Raw genomic sequence first — 19,200 nt, forward strand, 5'->3', positions numbered from 1 at the left:
GTCACGGGAACGGCGATAGGGACCGGGCGCAGCGCGCCGGCGGGCGTAGCGGACATCGGGCGTCTCCTGACGACCGGGCCCGGCGCGTCGGCGCCCAGCCCGGTTCCGTTTGAAGCTGACGGGAAGCCCACATTCTACGGTTTCGCGGCGCATTGCGCCGCCGCGCGGGCCGGCCGCCCGGCGCGGGCCGGAGCCGGGTCGCCGGCGCAATGCGGCCGGCCCGCGCAAAAGCAAAGCACAAAATATTGGTTCGGCCGCCGCGCGCCGCGCGCCACAATCGAACCCCGTCTTCAAGCAAGCGAGGGCAATCATGCGCGCATGCAGCAAATCGGCGTGGCCGCCGCGGCTCGTCACCGTTCCGGGCCTGCACGGCAGCGAGGGTGCTCACTGGCAGACCTGGCTCGAACGGCAGTTCCCGCGCTCGCTGCGGGTCGAGCAGGACGACTGGGACGCGCCCGATCTCGCGCGCTGGGCGCAGTCCGTGCGCGCGCTGCTCGATCGCGAGCGCGGCCCGTTCGTGCTCGCCGCGCACAGCTTCGGCTGCCTCGCGACCGCGCATGCGCTTGCGCAGGGGCCGCATACGGGCGATGTCGCGGGCGTGCTGTTGGTCGCGCCCGCCAGTCCGAAGAAATTCACGTTTGCCGGGCCGTTCGACGCGCGCCGGCTCGCGGTGCCGTCGATCGTGATCGGCAGCGAGACCGATCCGTGGATGCCGCTCGCCGATGCGCGCATGCTCGCGCAGCGCCTGGGCAGCGCGTTCGTGAACCTCGGCGACGCCGGGCACATCAATACGGCGGCCGGCTTCGGGCCGTGGCCGCGCGCGAAGTACTTCATCGACACGCTGGTCCATTGCGCGGCGCCGCTGCGCTTTCGCGAGGCGGACGACGGCTTCGAGGCCGCGCTCGTCGACCGCGCGCTCGCGCACGCGGTCTGACGGGCGCGGCGGGCGGCGAGGCGGCTGCCCCGCCACGCCGCGTTGTCGCGCTTACGACGCTGAGACGGGCTGCACCGCGGCCGGGTCCGAGTAGCTCGGCCGGCCGTTCTCGACGTGGCCGGCGAAACGGCGGGAGAACGTGCCGTTCGCACCGTCGCTGACCGTCACGTCATACCATTGGTGGCTCGACGCGAGCACCCACTGCTCGACCTGTTCGTCGCCAGCGTGTCCAGCCGGAAGGCAGCACAGGGCTGGTCGGATCGGCCTTCGACGGCGGGTACCGCACCGGTTTGCCGTTCGGCAGCGGGATCGGGAGGCGGTCGTTGTAGCCGCGCACGCCGCGCAGGTGTCCGAAGTAATGATCGAACGAGCGGTTTTCCTGCATGAACACGACGATGTGCTCGACATCCCGGATCGTGCCGGTGCCGCGCGCGGGCGGGAATTGCGAGTGCGCGGATCGATTCGGGAAAGGCGTTGAGCGCGACGACGGCGCCCGCGGATTGTGCAACGGTATGCAGGAAACGGCGGCTCGATGACCGCATGTTGTTCACCTCGGTTCTGCGGTCAGGGGGACGGAAACGTCGCGATCAGCTTGGCGAAGATGCAGCGGTGGCCGACGCGGCCGCGTTCGTCGCGGGCTTCGTGTCGTCGTCGTCGTCGGGCGGGTAGTGCACAACGGGCGGCGCGAGCGGCGCGGCATCGGACGCGGCGGCGTTCGCGGCGGCATCGTGGTTGAACGCGCTGGCCGAGCCGCTCGATGCGCCGGCTTGCTGCGAGGCGTCGGTCGCGTGCGCGTCGTGCGGCGCGTCGTCGCTGCAGGCGGCGACGAAAGCGGCGGCACAAAGAACGATGACGACGGAAACGCGACGCATGACTTCTCTCCTGGCAGGCTGATCGGGAAACGTTTTCGAGTATGCCGACGCGATGCGACGTTTCGGTGAATCGTTTGCGATCGGTGCGTGATCGCGAAATGCTTTCGTCACGCTAACGAATCGCTTTCGCGTGCGTGCGGCCATCGCCGACCGCCGCCTGTCAGCGCCGCGGTGTCCTGCGCCGCACCTCGCTGCGCAGCCAGTCGAGCCAGGTGCGGATCGCCGCTTCGTGCGGATGGCCGGGGCGCCACACGACGTAGTGCGCATACACGTCGGTCACGCGCACCGTCGAGACGCGCACGAGCGTGCCGGCCGCGAGTTCGGGCTCGATCAGCGAGCGGCGCGCAAGTGCGACGCCGCGTCCTTTCAGCGTCGCGTCGATCAGCGCGTTCGCATCGGTGAAGCGCGGCGCGCGTGCGGATTCGGTGAGGTCGAGCCGCGCGGCCTGGAACCACGGTTCCCACGGCTGCGCGGGATGGCGCAGCAGCGTTGCGCGCACGAGATCGGCCGGCGTGCGCGGCGCGATGCCGTCGCGATTGCGGTATGCGGGGCTCGCGACCGGAAAGATCGTCTCGTTCATCAGCTTCGCGGCGACGACGCCCGGCCACGTGCCGGGCCCGTAGCGCAGCGCGACGTCGATGCGGTCGCGCTTGCGCAGCGGCGCGAGCGCCGCGTCCGGGTGCAGCGCGATCGCGATGTGCGGATGCGCGGCCGAGAAGCGCGGCAGGCGCGGCGCGAGCCAGCGCTCGGCGACGCTCGGCAGCACGCTGACGTTCAGCGTGACGTCGCAGGTGCGCGGGCGGCTGCGCACGGCGAGCATCGGTTCGAATGCGCGTTCGAGCACGCTCAGGCCCTGGCGCACCTGCAGTGCGAGCGCGTGCGCGGCGTGCGTCGGTGTCGCGCCGTTGCGCTCGCGCGTGAAGAGCGGATAACCGAGCTGCGCCTCGAGCGTGCGGATGTGCTGGCTGACGGCGCCTTGCGTGAGCGCGAGTGCGTCGGCCGCGCGCGTGAAGCTCTGCAGCCGCACGGCGGTCTCGAACGCGCGCAGCGTCTGCAATGGAGGGAGGTGGATGCGTCGCATGCGGGTATTAGTAACACTAATGTCCGAGCACGACAATTCATCGTTTGCGGTGCCCGGCCACGCGTTCCTACACTCGGCTCCGTCTTCCACAGCCCCGTCGGGCCACACCATCATGAACGCATATCGTCTCTATCTTTCGCCGGGCTCCTGCTCGCTTGCCGCTCACATCGCGCTGGAGGAAACCGGCGCGCCGTTCGACGTCGAGATCGTCTCGGTGCAGAAACAGCAGAACCTCGAAGCGCGCTATCTCGCGATCAACGCGAAGGCGCGCGTGCCCGTGCTCGCGATTCCGGGCGAGCCGCGCGTGCTGACCGAAACGCCCGCGATCCTCACGTATCTCGCGCGCCGTTATCCGGACGCGCAATTGCTGCCGCTCGACGATCCGCTGTGCGAGGCGCGGTGCCACGAATGGCTCGCCTGGCTGGTTGGCTGGGTGCATGGCGTCGGCTACGGCGCGCTGTGGCGGCCGGGCCGCTTCGTCGGCGATCCGGCCCTGCACGGTGCGGTCAGCACGCATGGGCGCGGCACGATCGATGCCGCGAACGAGACGATCGAAGCCGCGCTCGCCGACGGCCGCACGTGGGCCGAACCGGGCGCGCATTCGATCGTCGATCCGTTCCTGCTCGTGCTGTATCGCTGGGGCGTCGCGATCGGCCTCGACATGACGCGGCATCCCGCGTGGACGGCCCATGCGCAGCGCGAAGCCGAGCGGCCGGCCGCGCGGCGTGCGCTGGCACGCGAGGCGTCCTGACGGACGCGCGGGCGTCGTTGTCTGCGCGGCGACGCCCGCGTCCAACGCGCGGCCGCTATCGCACCGCGAACAGCGGATAGGTCGCGCCGGCGATCAGCGCGGTCGCGAGCCAGACCACGCCCCACGAACTGACGGCGAGCAGCGGGGGAATCGCGAGCGGCGTCGCGAACAGCCCGAGGTAGACGATCGTGTTCGCCATCCCGAGCGCGGTGCCCGCGTGGTTCGCGCCCGCGAGCGTCGCGAGTTCCGTGTACGCGACGCCGTGCCACGCCGACACGCAGATGCCCGCGAACACGAGAATCGCGACGATTGCCGCGAGCGGCACGTGCGGGCTGCCGGCCGTCGCGGCTGCCAGCAGCGTGAACGATCCGGCCGCGACGAGCACCGAACCGCGCAGGTACGCACGGCGGTTGCCGTGCCGGTCGGTATGGCGGCCGCTCCAGACGCGCATCACCATCGCGCCGAGCTGCAGCGCGACCATCGCCGCGCTGATGCCGGCGAGGCCGAGCCGGCCGAAGTCGTGCAGGAACACCGTCGCGAACGTGAGCACCGCGAACTGCGGCGCGCACAGCAGGCCCATGCCGAGCACGATGCGCCACACGCGGCCGCTCGCGAGCGGGCTGCGCGTTTGCCGGGCGGGCTGCTGTTGCTGATGCTGCTCGACGGGACGATGCACTGCGCCGTGCTCGGCGGCCGGCGCGGCGGGCGGCTCGTGCAGCCAGCGCCAGGTCAGCGCGGCCGATCCCGCGCACAACAGCATCAGCGCACCGAACACCGCGGCGAAGCCCAGATGCGACGCGAGCGACGGCAGCAGCGCCGCGCCGACGCCGCCGCCGAGCGGCACGGCCGTCTGGCGGATGCTCATCGCGAGGCCGCGTTCGCGCTCGCCGAACCAGCGCATCACCGCGCGCCCGCTCGACCCGTTCACGCTGCCGCCGAGCAGGCCGACGCAGCTCATCGCCGCGACGACGCGCATCAGCGGCGGTACCGCGTGCGCGGTCGGGACGATCGTGCACACCATCAGCGCGAGCATCGCGGCCGTCGCGACGAGCCCGGTCAGCAGCACGTGGCGATCGCCGAAGCGGTCGGCGGCGATTCCCCACGGCAGCTCGGACAGCGCGACGCCGAAGCCGAGCGCGCCGAGCACGAGGCCGAGCGCGCCGTTGTCGAGGTGATAGGCCGTGCGCATCCACACCGCCGTGGTCGGAATGCCGGCGGCGGCGGCCGAAAAGCTCATGTTCGCGGCGATGCCGGCCGCCAGCACGCGCCAGCGATGGGCCGGGCCGCGCGCGTCGCGGGCGGGCGAGGAGGGGGAAGCGATGCAGGAGGTATCCATGGCGGCAGGCCCGGTTGGAAATTGACATCGACAGTCTGGCGGCCTACATTCATCCTGAAAATCGGAAAATTTTTGATAAATCGTTCGATAAAACAGGATGATTGACGTGCCCGGACAAGACCTTCCCCGTGGCGGCGGCGAGCCGCTCGCAATGGCCGATGCCGCAGTGGCCCGGCCCAACTTCGACGTGGCGGCGCTGCGCAGCCTCGTCGCGGGCGTGGATCTCGGCAGTTTCGCGAAGGCGGCCGACCGCGTCGCGCGTTCGTCGTCGGCGGTGAGCGCGCAGATCCGCAAGCTCGAGGAGCAGGCCGGCACGCCGCTGTTCGTGAAAGCCGGGCGCGGGCTCGCGCTGACCGACGCCGGCGACGCGATGCTGCGCTATGCGCGGCGGATGATCGAGCTGAACGACGAAGCGGCCGCGGCCGTGCGCGGCGTGAATCTCGACGGCTGGGTGCGCGTCGGGCTGCAGGAGGATTTCGGCGAGGCGATCCTGCCCGATGTGCTCGGGCGGTTTGCGCGCGCGCATCCGAAGGTGAGGATCGAGGCGCGCGTGGCGCGCAATGCCGATCTGCTCGACCGGCTCGATGCGAACCAGCTCGATCTCGCGCTCGTGTGGGGCGATCCGGTGTCGGCGGCGTTCGTGTCGCGGGCGGGGATCGACAGCGAGGCGATCGCGCAGGTGCCGATGCAATGGATCGGCGCGGTGGGCGCGGGCGGTTTCGGGATGCCGGACGGCGGCGGGGAGGCGGGCGCGGAAGACGGTGCGGGCGAAACGGGTGGCCGTGCCGTGCGCGCGGCGGGCGAGCCGCTGCCGCTCGTCGTGTTCGACCGGCCGTGCCGGTTCTTCGGCGCGGCGACCGATGCGCTCGACCGTGCGGGCGTGCCGTGGCGCGTCGCGTTCACGACGCCGAGTCTTGCCGGACTATGGGCCGCGGCGGCGGCCGGCCTCGGGCTGACGGTGCGCTCGCACTACGGGCTGCCCGCGTCGGTGCGCGTGCTCGACGCGGCGGCGTCCGGGCTGCCGGAACTGCCGAGCCTGCCGCTGATCCTGCTGCGGCGCACGTCGTCGGCGACGCCGACCGTCGACCGGCTCGCGCGGATCGTGACTCAGGCGGTGCGGGATGCGGCGGAGGGGGCGGTGGCGGCACTGGCGGCCTGATACCGGTCGATAGGCACGCCGTCGGCTGGACGTTCGGCCTATTGGAGCAACGGCGCGAATGTCGCGACAATAGTGATCACTCAATGGATGGAGCTCATCATGCAAGTCACAAACCTCCAGGAAGCTTCGCTCGATTTGCAGCGGCTGGTCGATGCCGCGATCGCCGGCGAACGCGTCGTGATCATGCAGGACGGCAAGCAGTCGGTCCGGCTCGTGCCGCTCACACCTATCCACAGGTATGGCGCTCTCGAAGGGCAGATATGGATCGCCGATGATTTCGACGCACCGCTTTCCGCCGAAGAGCTGGCTGCGTTCGAAGGGAAGTAATGCGGCTGCTGTTCGACACGCACATCTTTCTCTGGGCGGTGGCGAATGATCCGAAACTGAGTGTTCGTGCGCGCGGCTGATTGCCACTGCCGATGAAGTGTTCATCAGCAGTGCGAGCATCTGGGAATTGGCGATCAAGGCCGGCAAGGGAAAGCTGAACGTCGATGTGGATCGGCTGGTCGATGAGATCGAGGCGAACAAGTATCGGGAACTGCCGGTTCGGGCGACGCACGGCGCGGCCGTGCGCCATCTGCCTCATTATCATCTCGACCCGTTCGATCGGTTGCTGTTCGCGCAAGCGTGGTGCGAACCGCTGCTGCTTGTCACCGCGGACGGCCATCTTTCGCAGTATGGCGCGTCGCGGATTCTGACGGTCTGAAACAGTTTTCGGAGCGAAACCCTACGCTGCCGCGACAGCTTGCGCAGACGCTTCCAGTTCCGCACAGAGCTTGCCCAGCCGCTCCCGCACCCCCTCGCTCGCCGGCACGAACGGCAACCGCAACCCGTCCTCGCACCATCCTTGCGCGGCCAGCACGGCCTTCACCGGCGCCGGGTTCGGCTCCGCGAACAGCGCCGCGACGAGCGGCTGCAGCGCGACCGACAGGCGCCGCGCATCGGCGAGCCGCCCGTCGCGCAGCAGCGCATGGATGCGCACATGCCATTCGGGCAGCACGTGCGCGCTGCTCGCGATCGCGCCATGCGCGCCGGCGCACAGTGCCGCGAAGTTCTGGTTGTCGTCGCCGGACAGGATCGCGAGCGGCGTGTCGTGCACGAGCCGGCTCATCCGGTCGAGCGTGCCGCCGCATTCCTTGATGCCCACGACGCGCGGGTCGCGCGCGAGCGCCTGCAGCGTTTCCAGTTCGACGGTCACGCCGGTGCGGTACGGGATGTTGTAGACGAGCACCGGCAGGTCGGCCGCATCGACGATCGCCTCGACATGGCGGCGGATGCCGTCCTGCGTCGGCCGCAGATAGACGGGCGGCGTGACGAGCAGCCCGTCGGGCCGCAGCGCGGCGAGTTCGCGCGCACGTGCCGCCGCGAAATGCGTCGCGCTCGCGGTCAACCCGACGACGATCGGCAGGCCAGGCGCCGCGTCGCGCAGCGTCGCGAACACGGCGTCCTGTTCGCGCGCGTCGAGCAGCACGCCTTCACCGGTCGTCGCGCCCGCGACGAAGCCCGCGATGCCCGCTGCCGCATAGTGGCGCGCGAGCCGCGCGAGTGCCGCATGGTCGACTTCGCCGTGGTGGAACGGCGTGATGATCGGCAGCCAGATACCTTCGAAACGTGTGTTCATGCAAAGCCTCATGGTGGAAACGGAGTGGGAAGGAACCGTTCCGCCGGCGGAGTGCCGGAACGAGGCATGCGGGCAAGGAGAAAGAAACGACCTGCGGGCATCCCGTCCGGCATTCGCCTGACGGGACGCGACGTCCCCGTCAGTCGAGGAGTCGTTTTTTCAGTTTCAGCCCGGCCGCGCGCGCACCTGCCGCGACGGCGGCGAGGATCGAAAGCGAGCGCAGGGCAGCGGACATGGATGAACCGTGAAGTGGGCTGAACGGCGATCTTAACACCGGATCGGACGCGTGCGCGAGCGTCCGCCGCCGTTTAGCAGGATTCGAGATTTGCTTTCCACGACTGATTGGAAAGCGTGCCGCGCCCGGCCGCTAGAATGCCCGCTTACGTTTCGATGACAGCGCGTACGCGTGCCGTCACGCACATTCATCACCACTGGAAACGGGGCATATCACGATGGCAAGCATCAAGGAGATCGGCCGCTGGCTGCACACGGGCGCGGCGGCGGCGCTGGTCGTGGCGGCGACGGCTGCGCACGCGGACACGTCGATCCTGAACGTGTCGTACGACGTGACGCGCGAGCTGTACAAGGACATCAACACGAGCTTTGCCGCCGCCTACAAGCAGAAGACCGGCGAGACGGTCGCGCTCAAGCAGTCGCACGGCGCGTCGAGCGCGCAGGCGCTGTCGGTGCTGCAAGGGCTGCAGGCCGACGTCGTGACGATGAACCAGCCGAACGACATCGACCTGCTCGCCGAGCGCGGCCAACTGCTGCCGAAGGACTGGCGCGCGCGCTTCCCGGACAACAGCTCGCCGTATTCGACGACGATGGTGTTCCTGGTGCGCAAGGGCAACCCGAAGGCGATCAAGGACTGGAGCGATCTCGCGAAGCCCGGCGTCCAGGTGATCATCGCGAACCCGAAGACGTCGGGCAACGGCCGCTACGCGTATCTCGCCGCATGGGGCTTCCAGAAGCAGAAGGGCGCGACCGACCAGCAGGCGCTCGACTTCGAGAAGGCGATCTTCCGCAACGTGCCGGTGCTCGACTCGGGCGGCCGCGGCGCGACGACGACGTTCACGCAGCGCGGCATCGGCGACGTGCTGGTCACGTTCGAGAACGAGGTCGCGCTGATGGACACGGGCGTGTCGGGCGCGCAGTTCGACGCCGTGTATCCGTCGGCGAGCATCCTCGCGGAGCCGCCCGTCGCCGTCGTCGACAAGGTCGTCGACAAGAAGGGCACGCGCAAGGTCGCGCAGGCGTATCTCGAGTACCTGTACACGACGGAAGCGCAGGAGATCATCGCGCGGCACCATCTGCGCCCGCGCGACGCGAACGTGCTGAAGAAGCATGCGGCCGAGTTCAAGTCGCTGAAGACGTTCAGCGTCGAGCAGGTTTTCGGTAGCTGGGCCAACGCGCAGAAGACCCATTTCGCCGATGGCGGCACGTTCGACCAGGTGATCGTCGACCGGAAGTGATAGCGGCGCGTATCGCGCGCCTGTCCGCACGATGACGATGCAGCCGGCCGCCTTCATGCGGCCGGTTTTTTTTCGACGCTTTGCGGCCGCACGCGTCCGGCCGCGCGGCAAATTTCCATTCCGAATCGGCATGCATTCCCGGCCGCCGCCGCGCGTGCTACGCTCATCGCCTCCCTGCTTCCGGCACCGCGCGATGAACGTCGATTCGTCCTCCCCAGCCTCCCGCGGCCGTGGCCGCAAGATCTGGTCGGGCACCCGCCCGGTGATCGCGTACGGGATGCCGCCGCTCGGCTGGCGCGACTTCTATCACCGCGCGCTGACGGTGAGCTGGCCCGTGTTCTTCCTGTCGCTCGCGGTGCTGTTCCTGCTGCTCAACGGCGGCTTCGCGACGCTCTACCTGCTCGGCCACGAGCCGATCGCGAACCAGTCGCCGGCCGGGTTCGGCGGCGCGTTCTTCTTCAGCGTCGAAACGCTCGCGACCGTCGGTTACGGCGACATGCATCCGCAGACCATCTATGCGCACCTGGTCGCGACGTTCGAGATCTTCGTCGGGATGTCGGGCATCGCGCTGGCCACGGGGCTCGTGTTCGCGCGGTTTTCGCGGCCGCAGGCGAAGATCCTGTTTGCGCGCTACGCGATCGTGCGGCCGCTGAACGGCCGGATGACGCTGATGGTGCGCGCCGCGAATGCGCGCCAGAACGTGATTGCCGAGGCGCAGGCGAAATTGCGGCTGATGCGCGTCGAAGGCACGCACGAGGGCTACTCGCTGCGCAAGATCCACGACCTGCCGCTCGTGCGCAGCGAGCATCCGATTTTTCTGCTCGGCTGGAACCTGATGCACGTGATCGACGAATCGAGCGCACTGTTCGGCGAGACGCCCGAATCGCTCGCCGCGCGCGACGCGTCGTTGCTGATCACGATCGAGGGCTCGGACGAGACGACCGCGCAGGTCATGCAGGCGCGTCACTCATGGGCGCATGGGGAGATCCGCTGGCGTCACCGCTATGTCGACCTGATGCACGACGAAAACGGCATCACGCACATCGACTACACGCATTTTCACGAGGTCGTGCCGGTCGACGCCGACACCGACGAGCGCGGTTCGCCGGGCGTGGTGGTCGAAGCCGGCGCCGCGGTGCAGGGCCCGGCTGCGTAGGTGTGCTCGACGGGCGGCGGGCGCGTCCGGCCGGCGCCGCCGCGCACGCGTCACGCGTGCAGCAGGCGCGCCGCCTCGCGTTGTTCGATCGCGACCGCGCGGCGGAACGCGTCGCGGTCCTCGGCTCGCGCGACGTAGTCGCCGAGCACGCCTTCGTGCGGCAGCAGATGCGCGTCGAACGCGATCTTCAGCGTGCTGGCGAGCAGCAGGTCGGCCGCGGTGAAGTGGTCGCCGACGAGCCAGGGGCTATGGGCGAGCGCCTGCGCGAGCGCGCGCTGCACGCGCGTGATGTTGCCCCAGCCGAACGCGACCGGATTGCCCGACGCGCCCGTGAACTTCTCGGCCATCGCCGGTTCGAGGCAGGTCGGCGTGAAGAACATCCATTGGAGGAACCGGCCGCGCAACGGATCGTCGGGTGCAATGCCGAGCCCGGCGCCCGGGCAACGGTCGGCGAGATAGAGCAGCACGGCGCCCGATTCGGCGAACGGCACGCTGCCGTCGTCGAGTGCGGGCAGCTTGGCCATCGGGTTGACCTGCACGAACGCGTCGCTGCCCTGTTCGTGCGAGCGCAGGTCGATCGGCACGAGTTCGTACACCACGCCGATTTCCTCGAGCATCCACAACGCCCGGAATGCCCGGGTCTTCGGCCAGTAGTAGAGCTTCATCGCGCCTCCGCGTTCGGGTGCAGGTAGGGTCCGGTGGATGCTCAAGCGTACCCGAGCGCAGGAGGTTCGGACAGGGGCGCCCGGCTAGGGGCGCCCGGCCAGGGGCGGACCGCTGCGCGTGTCTCGTCCGGTGGGGTGTGGCGGACGTGAATCGGGCGGAGGGCCGGGCGAAGCCTGCTGGCGCTAGGATTTATTGAATAACTAGTCATATACAAACTAGTTATGAATGATATCGAAAAATTCCGATGTAAGCCTGCATCACTACAATGCACCGCCTGTCCTGCCGCACTCGCGCGCATGGCAGTGCAAGCATGCAGCCGCGATCGCCGATGCCGCGCGAAACGCGGAAATCTTCAAACCCGGTGCCGCCGTCGCGCGCCGACCGGCGGTTCGACCGTACAGGGAGACAAGCAACAAATGGCAAACGACGATCGCACCACGATCATTCCGCGAAGAACGCCGCAATCGGCGGCCATGGTGGCCGAGGTCAAGCGCGCGATGGCGATCACCGCGCGGCTCAATCGCCTGACGTTCGACGATGCGGCCGACGTGCGCGCATTGTTCAGCGAACTGATCGGCACGCAGGTGGACGACGGCTTCGTGCTGATCCCGCCGTTCCATGCAACGGGCGGTGCCGGCATGAAGATCGGGCGCAACGTGTTCGTCAACCAGAACTGCACGTTCTACGACCTGGGCGGGCTCGCGATCGGCGACGACGTGATGATCGGGCCGAACGTCAGCCTCATCACGTCCGGCCATCCGGTCGAACCTTCCCGCCGGCGCGATTTCGTTGTCGCGAAGCCGATCGTGATCGAAAGGAACGTGTGGATCGGCGCGGGTGCGACGATCATCGGCGGCGTGACGGTGGGCGAGCATTCGGTCGTCGCGGCCGGGGCCGTCGTCACGAAGGACGTTCCGCCGAATACGCTGGTCGGCGGCAATCCGGCAACGGTCATCCGTTCGATAGCCGAGTGAGGTCGCCCGGGAGCGTCTGCCGGCTTGAGAGAGCGCAATCGGACGGATGTGGACAACTCACCGCCAAGGCGACTCGAAACGCTGTGCATTTGAATGGTGAGGGTGCTGCCGAGTCCGTCTGGACAAGGCTTTCCGGCTATCGCCAGATTGTTGCAAGTTGATGTGAAGACCGCTTCCGCCGATGTGCCGATGAACGTTTCTTCGCGCGATCCGTTGTGGATATCTGCGCACCGAAACGACTCGCCGCCCTGTGTATTTCACAGGTGAGGATGACCGGATGCCGCGTCATGCATGAAGAGGGGTGTGGATAACCGACCCACTGAACGACGCGAAATGCTGTGAAATTCAGCGGTGAGTGTCGGCGCCCGATCGCGCGACGCGCCTGCTCCGGCGCGGCTTCCCGACCTCTGGTGTGATTCGGAGCGCCGCGCATTCTAGCCGAACGCGCGCATGCGTGACCGAGCCGCGAGTGCGTGGCGATGTGGATTCCGGCTCCGGAAGCCAATCGAAGGGCCGTGCATTTTAACGGTGAGCGCGGGCGTGCGGTCCGCAACGTGCAGATTTCATTGCGCGTACCAACCTTCTCAAGCGACTCGAAGCGCTGTGCAATTCAATGGTGAGCGTGAGTGCGCTGTCGGCGGGCAGCCGGTCAAGACGCGGCCGTTCGGCCGACAACGCTGTCTAAAGCGCCGCGTATTTCAGGCTCGCTTGAGAGCACGCGATCGAAGGCAACGCGGATTCCAGTGTGGATATCCGGCTAACGAAACGACTCGCGGCACTGTGTATTTCGAAGGTGAGTGTCGATGCCCGATCGGACAGCGGGCCGATGCGGGCGTGGACTCCCGGCCGTCGCGGCCCTCGGAAACGCACTTCCACGGCCGACCCACGGATTCTCGTCCATGTGGATATCCGCCTCTCCAAGCCACTCGAAGCGCTGTGTTTTTTGACGGTGAGGGTGTGCGCGAGACAGGACGGCAGCGCGGGGCAGGGCATGGACAACTGCCGCCGCAGCCACTCGAAGCGCAGTGGTTTTCAACGGTGAGGGTGCGCGTGTGGCTGGACGGCAGAGCCGGTTCGGGCGGTGGACAACTGCCGCCGCAGCCACTCGAAGCGCTGTGGTTTTCGACGGTGAGGGTGCGCGCGAGACAGGACGGCAGTGCCGGTTCGAGCGTGGACAACTGGCACCGCAGCCACTTGAAGCCCCGTGAATTTCAACGGTGAGTGCGGGCCTGCGATTGCGCAGCGTGCGTGTTCCTGTGTGAATATCCGGCCGGCGCACCCGCTCGCGATCCTGTGTATTCGATCGGTGAGGGTGAATCGCGGATTGACGAAATCAGCCGATCCGATGTGGATATCCACCGTCGAAATCCACTCGCCACGCTGTGAATTTCAACGGTGAGCGTAGGCGCCCGAGCGAATCGGATACCGATTACGGATGTGGGCATCCCGGCCCCGACGCCACTCGAAACGCTGTGCATTCCAATGGTGAGGGCGAACCGCCTGCAGCTGCCGAAACCCTTGTCACACGGGGCGCGAGCGCCCGCCGCCGCGCCGGCCGGTTGCCTGCGGACCCGCATCGGTTGTTCCGGCAAACCACCCGGCCGTCCCGACACCCCGCCCATCCCGCTCCGCCATCGTGCGCGAAAACTCTCTCAAATCCCGGTAAAAAGCTGCGCAGTTTTTCTCGCTACGGGCCAGTCCGAGCAAGATGAGAAAAAACATTCTCGCCTGCGCGCGAAAAAATAGAGCCATTCGCTGCCGCCGGTCACGCGTCGCCCGACGCCCCGCCGCGCAGCCCAGAACAGCACAATCAGGAGACATCCCCCATGACCGCCCGCTTGCCCGTCGACGGCCCGCCCGCCCTGTCCGACTACCGCCTGACCGACAACCTGACCGCGACGCGCGGCAGGATCTTCCTGACCGGCACGCAGGCGCTGGTCCGCCTGCTGCTGATGCAGCGCACGGTCGACGCAGAACAGGGGCTCAACACGGCCGGCTTCGTCAGCGGCTACCGCGGCTCGCCGCTCGGCATGGTCGACCAGCAGTTGTGGAAAGCGCAGAAACTGCTCGACGCCGGCGGCGTGCGCTTCCTGCCCGCGATCAACGAGGAACTCGGCGGCACGGCCGTGCTCGGCACGCAGCGTGTCGAGGCCGATCCCGAGCGCACGGTCGAGGGCGTGTATGCGATGTGGTACGGCAAGGGCCCGGGCGTCGATCGCGCCGGCGACGCGCTGAAGCACGGCAACGCATACGGTTCGTCGCCGCACGGCGGCGTGCTCGTCGTCGCGGGCGACGACCATGGCTGCGTGTCGTCGTCGATGCCGCACCAGAGCGACTTTGCGATGATCGCGTGGCACATGCCGGTCGTGAACCCGGCGAACATCGCCGACATGCTCGAATTCGGCCTGTACGGCTGGGCGCTGTCGCGCTACTCGGGCGCCTGGGTCGGCTTCAAGGCGATCTCGGAAACGGTCGAGTCGGGCTCGACCGTCGACCTCGACGCGCTGCAGACGCAGTGGCCGGCGCCGGCTGGCTTCACGCCGCCGGCGGGCGGCCTGCACAACCGCTGGCCCGACCTGCCGAGCCTCACGATCGAGGCGCGCCTCGCCGCGAAGCTCGACGCAGTGCGTCATTTCGCACGCACCAACAGCATCGACAAGTGGATCGCACCGAGCGCGCAGGCGAACGTCGGGATCGTCACGTGCGGCAAGGCGCACCTCGACCTGATGGAAGCGCTGCGCCGTCTCGACCTGACGGTGGCCGACCTCGACGCGGCCGGCGTGCGGATCTACAAGGTCGGCCTGTCGTATCCGCTCGAGATGACGCGCATCGAGACCTTCGTCGACGGCCTCGCCGAAGTGCTCGTGATCGAGGAGAAGGGCCCGGTCATCGAGCAGCAGATCAAGGACTACCTGTACAACCGCACGGAAGGCGCGCGGCCGCGCGTGCTCGGCAAGCACGACGCGCAAGGCGCCTGCCTGCTGTCCGAGCTCGGCGAACTGCGCCCGTCGCGCATCCTGCCGGTGTTCGCCGAATGGCTCGCGCGGCACAAGCCGGCGCTGGACCGCCGCGAACGCGTCGTCGATCTCGTCGCGCCGCAGATCCTGTCGAACGAGGCCGACGCGGTGAAGCGCACGCCGTACTTCTGCTCGGGCTGCCCGCACAACACGTCGACGAAGGTGCCGGAAGGCTCGATCGCGCAGGCCGGCATCGGCTGCCACTTCATGGCGTCGTGGATGGAGCGCGACACGACGGGGCTGATCCAGATGGGCGGCGAGGGCGTCGACTGGGCCGCGCACGCGATGTTCACGAACACGAAGCACGTGTTCCAGAACCTCGGCGACGGCACCTACTTCCACTCGGGCATCCTCGCGATCCGCCAGGCGGTCGCCGCGAAAGCGAACATCACGTACAAGATCCTCTACAACGATGCGGTCGCGATGACGGGCGGCCAGCCGGTCGACGGCAGCATCTCGGTGCCGCAGATCGCGCGGCAGGTCGAGGCGGAAGGCGTGTCGCGCTTCGTCGTCGTGTCCGACGAACCGGAGAAGTACGACGGCCATCACGGGCAGTTCCCGACGGGCACCACGTTCCATCACCGCAGCGAGCTCGACGCGGTGCAGCGCGAGTTGCGCGAGACGCCGGGCGTCACCGTGCTGATCTACGACCAGACCTGCGCGGCCGAGAAGCGCCGCCGCCGCAAGAAGGGCGAGTTCCCCGACCCGGACAAGCGCCTGTTCATCAACGATGCGGTGTGCGAAGGCTGCGGCGACTGCGGCGTGCAGTCGAACTGCCTGTCGGTCGAGCCGCTCGAGACGCCGCTCGGCCGCAAGCGACGCATCGACCAGTCGTCGTGCAACAAGGACTATTCGTGCGTGAACGGCTTCTGCCCGAGCTTCGTGACGGTCGAAGGCGCGGCGCTGAAGAAGGCCGCGGGTGCCGCGTTCGACGAAGCGGCGCTCGCCGCGCGCGTCGACGCGCTGCCGGTGCCCGCGACGCATCTCGATGCGGCGCCGTTCGACATGCTCGTGACGGGTGTCGGCGGCACGGGCGTCGTGACGGTCGGCGCGCTGATCAGCATGGCCGCGCACCTCGAAGGCAAGAGCGCATCGGTGCTCGACTTCATGGGCTTCGCGCAGAAGGGCGGCTCGGTGCTGTCGTTCGTGCGGATCGCCGCGAGCGACCGATGGCTGAACCAGGTGCGCATCGACACGCAGCAGGCCGACGTGCTGCTCGCGTGCGACATGGTCGTCGGCGCGAGTGCCGAAGCACTGCAGACGGTGCGTCACGAGCGTTCGCGGATCGTCGTCAACACGCACCGGATCCCGAACGCGTCGTTCGTGCAGAACCCCGACGCGAACCTGCATGCGGACGCGCTGCTCGAAAAGATGCACCACGCGGCCGGCGACGGCTACCTGTCGAGCTGCGACGCGCAGGCGCTCGCCGCGAAGTTCCTTGGCGATTCGATCGGCGCGAACATCCTGATGCTCGGCTACGCGTGGCAGCTCGGCCTCGTGCCGGTGTCGCTCGCCGCGATGATGCGCGCGATCGAGCTGAACAACGTCGCGGTGCCGATGAACAAGCTCGCGTTCTCGATCGGCCGGATGGCGGCCGGCGATGCGGCGGGCCTCGATGCGTTGTGGAATGCGCGTCACGCGGTGGCCACGCACGCCGCGCCGGAAACGCTTGCCGAACTGGTCGCCGATCGCGAAGCGCGTCTCGATGCGTACGGCGGCGCGCGCTACGTCGAGCGCTACCGTGCGCTCGTGAACGCAGCGGCCGCGAAGGGCGACGACGCGCTGACGCGTGCGGTCGCGACGACGTTCTACCGGCTGCTCGCGGTGAAGGACGAATACGAGGTCGCGCGGCTTTACACCGACGACGCATTCCGCACGGCGCTCGAAGCGCAGTTCGAAGGCGTGCCGGGCCACGCATATCGCGTGAAGTTCAACCTCGCGCCGCCGACGATCGCGAAGGCCGGCAGCGATGGCGGCGTGCCGAAGAAGCGCGTGTTCGGCCAGTGGATGTGGCTGGTGTTCGGCATGCTGGCGCGCGTGCGCAGCCTGCGCGGCACGTGGCTCGATCCGTTCGGCCGCACTGTCGAGCGCAGGATGGAGCGCGCACTCGCCGACGACTACGAGACGACGCTCGCACGTGCGCTCGCCGCGATGACGCCCGGCAATGCGGCGCAGGTCGCGCAACTGGCCGACCTGCACGCCCGTGTGCGCGGCTTCGGTCACGTGAAGGTGCGCAACCTGGCCGGCGTGAAGCGCGCGGAGCGCGAACTGGCGCTGCAGCTCGGCATCGACGCGGCGACGAGCGCGGCCGTGCAGCACGCGCTCGACGAGATGAAGGGGGCGGGCATGCTGAAGGGGATTCCGGTCGTCGTCGCGAAGTAACGCGAACGCGGGCGGATGTAAAAACGGCGATGCTGCGGCGTCGCCGTTTTTTTTTGGGCGGTTGCTTCCGGGCATCGAGCGCTCGTCAGAGAATGCCTTTCTTGCGCGTCGACAGCGCGGTTTCCGACAGGTCGATTTCGCGGATCAGCTTCGTCAGCGTCTCGTCGGAAATCTTGCTGTCGCTGCGCAGCCGGTACAGCACCGAGCGCTCCGCGCGGATCGCGGCGATCCGCATCTGCAGTTCCATCGTTTCGCTCTGCTTTGCTTCGGCGCGCGGCGTGGGGCCGTCCTCCGCGAGCGCGGCGAGCCGGCGGCGGTACTGGTCCATCACGCGCGCCGAGATGTCCGCGCAGCGCGCCGCGCCCGATTCGTCGAGATCGGCCGAGATCGCGTCGTGCGACAAGTCGATCGCGCGGATCGCGGCCTGCGCGGCGGCCGAGCGCGCGGTGCGCTCCTCGTCGGCGAGCGGGTTGCGCGACGAGCGCACGCCGCGCAGCAGCAGCGGCAGGCCGACCACCGCGACGATGAGCGAGCCGAGGATCACGGCTGACGCGACGAAGATCGCGGTGTCGCGCCCCGGCAGCGGCGCGCCGTCGGCGAGCGCGACCGGGATCGACAGCACGCCGGCGAGCGTGACCGCGCCGCGCACGCCGCCGACCGTCATCACCGCGATCGTGCGCACGCCGGCCATCGTGCCCGCGAGGCCGTGGCGCGCGGCGCGGCGGCTCGCGATCCAGCGCAGCAGCCAGACCCACAGGAAGCGGATCGCATACAGCGCGAGCATCATCGCACCTACGTTGAAGATCATCCGGCCGACGAGCGCGTCGCTCGTATGGTGCGCGTCGACGAGCGCGCGGCCGATGATGTGCGGCAACTGCAGCCCGAGCATGATGAACACCATGCCGTTGAACACGAACTCGATCATCGCCCACGTGCTTTCGGCGCGCACGCGCGACGCGACGGTGCTTTTGCGCGAAAAGCTCGTGTAATTCATCATCATCCCGGCCGACACGGCCGCGAGCACGCCCGACAGATCGAGGTGCTCGGCGAACAGGTAGGCCGCGAACGGCACGAGCAGCGTCATCACGATGCCGGGGGCCGGATCGCCTTCCTGCTCGGCGTTCAGGAAGCGGGTCGACAGCGCGCTGAACACCCACGACACGATCGCGCCCGTCGCGAGCCCGCCGGCGGCGACGATCACGAACGTGACCGACGCGGCGCGCAGCGAGAACATGCCGGTCAGCGCCGCCGCGATCGCGAACTTCAGCGCGACGAGGCCCGACGCGTCGTTCATCAGCGCCTCGCCTTCGAGGATGTGCATCAGTTGCGGCGGGATCCTGCCTTTGCCGGCGATGCCCGACAGCGCGACCGCGTCGGTCGGCGACAGCACGGCCGCGAGCGCGAACGCGATCGGCAGCGGCAACTCGGGAATCAGCCAATGCGCGAAGTAGCCCACTGCGAGTACCGTCATGAACACGAGCCCGAACGCGAGCATCAGGATCGCGCGGCGCTGCAGGTACAACTCGCGTTTCGGAATCCGCCAGCCGTCCGCGAACAGCAGCGGCGGGATGAACAGCAGCATGAAGATTTCGGGATCGAACGTGACGTGCAGGTTCAGCTTCGGCCACGCGAGCATCGCGCCGAACGCGATCTGCATCAGCGGCAGCGGCAGTTGCAATGGCAGGATGCGCGTGGCGGCGCCGGACAGCGCAACGGTCAGCAGCAGGATCAGGACTGTGAAAACGATTTCCATCGATACGGCGGATACGGGAAATGAAA

The 19,200-nt window shown here is 68.4% G+C and carries 15 protein-coding genes and 2 pseudogenes; 9 read left to right on the forward strand and 8 right to left on the reverse strand.

Going from position 1 to position 19,200, the window contains the following annotated elements:
* The first annotated feature begins 310 nt into the window (after positions 1-310).
* Complete coding sequence (locus JYG32_RS15725) at positions 311-934, forward strand: RBBP9/YdeN family alpha/beta hydrolase (RefSeq protein ID WP_213264036.1); 624 nt, start codon at positions 311-313, stop codon at positions 932-934.
* Positions 935-985: 51 nt separating this feature from the next.
* Here the strand turns inward: JYG32_RS15725 and JYG32_RS39705 are convergent, their stop codons facing one another.
* From JYG32_RS39705 to JYG32_RS15745, 4 genes and pseudogenes are all read right to left on the reverse strand, one after another.
* Positions 986-1,132: a phospholipase domain-containing protein gene (locus JYG32_RS39705; RefSeq protein WP_174384297.1), complete on the reverse strand. Its 147-nt coding sequence runs from the start codon at positions 1,130-1,132 to the stop codon at positions 986-988.
* Positions 1,132-1,476, reverse strand: a pseudogene (locus tag JYG32_RS15735) (alkaline phosphatase family protein); the annotation flags it as partial. The gene JYG32_RS39705 and the pseudogene JYG32_RS15735, both read right to left, overlap by 1 nt.
* Before the next feature lie 45 nt (positions 1,477-1,521).
* Positions 1,522-1,806 (reverse strand): hypothetical protein, encoded by a 285-nt coding sequence (locus JYG32_RS15740; protein WP_213264037.1) that lies wholly within the window; start codon positions 1,804-1,806, stop codon positions 1,522-1,524.
* A gap of 160 nt (positions 1,807-1,966) precedes the next feature.
* Positions 1,967-2,887, reverse strand: a complete 921-nt coding sequence (locus tag JYG32_RS15745) for a LysR substrate-binding domain-containing protein (protein ID WP_213264038.1) — start codon at positions 2,885-2,887, stop codon at positions 1,967-1,969.
* Between the two features lie 112 nt (positions 2,888-2,999).
* Between JYG32_RS15745 and JYG32_RS15750 the strand changes: the two genes are divergently transcribed.
* Positions 3,000-3,638 (forward strand): glutathione S-transferase family protein, encoded by a 639-nt coding sequence (locus JYG32_RS15750; RefSeq protein ID WP_213264039.1) that lies wholly within the window; start codon positions 3,000-3,002, stop codon positions 3,636-3,638.
* Positions 3,639-3,693: 55 nt separating this feature from the next.
* Here JYG32_RS15750 and JYG32_RS15755 read toward each other — a convergent pair whose 3' ends face one another.
* The gene (locus JYG32_RS15755; RefSeq protein WP_213264040.1) at positions 3,694-4,974 is read right to left on the reverse strand and encodes an MFS transporter; all 1,281 of its coding nucleotides are present in this window, start codon (positions 4,972-4,974) and stop codon (positions 3,694-3,696) included.
* A 106-nt stretch (positions 4,975-5,080) separates the two neighbouring features.
* Between JYG32_RS15755 and JYG32_RS15760 the strand changes: the two genes are divergently transcribed.
* The 3 genes and pseudogenes from JYG32_RS15760 to JYG32_RS15770 all read left to right on the forward strand — a co-directional run bounded on the left by JYG32_RS15760 (position 5,081) and on the right by JYG32_RS15770 (position 6,839).
* Entirely contained in the window at positions 5,081-6,133 is a 1,053-nt protein-coding gene (locus JYG32_RS15760) for a LysR substrate-binding domain-containing protein (RefSeq protein ID WP_433960830.1), read from the forward strand.
* 87 nt (positions 6,134-6,220) lie between these two features.
* Entirely contained in the window at positions 6,221-6,460 is a 240-nt protein-coding gene (locus JYG32_RS15765) for a type II toxin-antitoxin system Phd/YefM family antitoxin (RefSeq protein WP_213264042.1), read from the forward strand.
* Positions 6,460-6,839 (forward strand): annotated as a pseudogene (locus JYG32_RS15770) (type II toxin-antitoxin system VapC family toxin). The gene JYG32_RS15765 and the pseudogene JYG32_RS15770 overlap by 1 nt, the downstream one beginning before the upstream one ends.
* Before the next feature lie 21 nt (positions 6,840-6,860).
* Here JYG32_RS15770 and dapA read toward each other — a convergent pair.
* Positions 6,861-7,754: a 4-hydroxy-tetrahydrodipicolinate synthase gene (gene dapA / locus JYG32_RS15775; RefSeq protein ID WP_213264043.1), complete on the reverse strand. Its 894-nt coding sequence runs from the start codon at positions 7,752-7,754 to the stop codon at positions 6,861-6,863.
* Positions 7,755-8,206: 452 nt separating this feature from the next.
* Between dapA and JYG32_RS15780 the strand changes: the two genes are divergently transcribed.
* On the forward strand, positions 8,207-9,226 hold the full coding sequence (locus JYG32_RS15780) for a sulfate ABC transporter substrate-binding protein (protein ID WP_174384422.1): 1,020 nt from the start codon (positions 8,207-8,209) through the stop codon (positions 9,224-9,226).
* 193 nt (positions 9,227-9,419) lie between these two features.
* Entirely contained in the window at positions 9,420-10,382 is a 963-nt protein-coding gene (locus JYG32_RS15785; protein WP_174384423.1) for an ion channel, read from the forward strand.
* 50 nt (positions 10,383-10,432) lie between these two features.
* On the opposite strand, the gene JYG32_RS15790 is transcribed toward JYG32_RS15785, so the two are convergent.
* Positions 10,433-11,047, reverse strand: coding sequence for a glutathione S-transferase family protein (locus JYG32_RS15790; RefSeq protein WP_213264044.1), 615 nt, complete (start codon positions 11,045-11,047; stop codon positions 10,433-10,435).
* 417 nt (positions 11,048-11,464) lie between these two features.
* Here JYG32_RS15790 and JYG32_RS15795 point away from each other — a divergent pair, with 417 nt between their 5' ends.
* Together JYG32_RS15795 and JYG32_RS15800 are read left to right on the forward strand one after the other, a co-directional pair.
* Complete coding sequence (locus JYG32_RS15795; RefSeq protein WP_213264045.1) at positions 11,465-12,022, forward strand: sugar O-acetyltransferase; 558 nt, start codon at positions 11,465-11,467, stop codon at positions 12,020-12,022.
* A gap of 1,826 nt (positions 12,023-13,848) precedes the next feature.
* Positions 13,849-17,421 carry an indolepyruvate ferredoxin oxidoreductase family protein gene (locus JYG32_RS15800; RefSeq protein WP_213264046.1) on the forward strand — a complete coding sequence of 1,191 codons (3,573 nt, stop codon included), beginning with the start codon at positions 13,849-13,851 and terminating at the stop codon, positions 17,419-17,421.
* Between the two features lie 85 nt (positions 17,422-17,506).
* On the opposite strand, the gene JYG32_RS15805 is transcribed toward JYG32_RS15800, so the two are convergent.
* Positions 17,507-19,174, reverse strand: coding sequence for a Na+/H+ antiporter (locus JYG32_RS15805; protein WP_213264047.1), 1,668 nt, complete (start codon positions 19,172-19,174; stop codon positions 17,507-17,509).
* Positions 19,175-19,200: the final 26 nt, after the last annotated feature.

Source organism: Burkholderia pyrrocinia (assembly GCF_018417535.1).
In the GTDB taxonomy this organism is placed as follows: domain Bacteria; phylum Pseudomonadota; class Gammaproteobacteria; order Burkholderiales; family Burkholderiaceae; genus Burkholderia; species Burkholderia pyrrocinia_E.

Coding starts and splice junctions, on each gene's coding strand:
- JYG32_RS15785 (WP_174384423.1), top strand. CDS start 9,420: ATGAACGTCGATTCGTCCTCCCCAGCCTCCCGCGGCCGTGGCCGCAAG.
- JYG32_RS15800 (WP_213264046.1), top strand. CDS start 13,849: ATGACCGCCCGCTTGCCCGTCGACGGCCCGCCCGCCCTGTCCGACTAC.
- JYG32_RS15725 (WP_213264036.1), top strand. CDS start 311: ATGCGCGCATGCAGCAAATCGGCGTGGCCGCCGCGGCTCGTCACCGTT.
- JYG32_RS15765 (WP_213264042.1), top strand. CDS start 6,221: ATGGAGCTCATCATGCAAGTCACAAACCTCCAGGAAGCTTCGCTCGAT.
- JYG32_RS15745 (WP_213264038.1), bottom strand. CDS start 2,887: ATGCGACGCATCCACCTCCCTCCATTGCAGACGCTGCGCGCGTTCGAG.
- JYG32_RS15755 (WP_213264040.1), bottom strand. CDS start 4,974: ATGGATACCTCCTGCATCGCTTCCCCCTCCTCGCCCGCCCGCGACGCG.
- JYG32_RS15750 (WP_213264039.1), top strand. CDS start 3,000: ATGAACGCATATCGTCTCTATCTTTCGCCGGGCTCCTGCTCGCTTGCC.
- dapA (WP_213264043.1), bottom strand. CDS start 7,754: ATGAACACACGTTTCGAAGGTATCTGGCTGCCGATCATCACGCCGTTC.
- JYG32_RS15805 (WP_213264047.1), bottom strand. CDS start 19,174: ATGGAAATCGTTTTCACAGTCCTGATCCTGCTGCTGACCGTTGCGCTG.
- JYG32_RS15780 (WP_174384422.1), top strand. CDS start 8,207: ATGGCAAGCATCAAGGAGATCGGCCGCTGGCTGCACACGGGCGCGGCG.
- JYG32_RS15740 (WP_213264037.1), bottom strand. CDS start 1,806: ATGCGTCGCGTTTCCGTCGTCATCGTTCTTTGTGCCGCCGCTTTCGTC.
- JYG32_RS15790 (WP_213264044.1), bottom strand. CDS start 11,047: ATGAAGCTCTACTACTGGCCGAAGACCCGGGCATTCCGGGCGTTGTGG.
- JYG32_RS15795 (WP_213264045.1), top strand. CDS start 11,465: ATGGCAAACGACGATCGCACCACGATCATTCCGCGAAGAACGCCGCAA.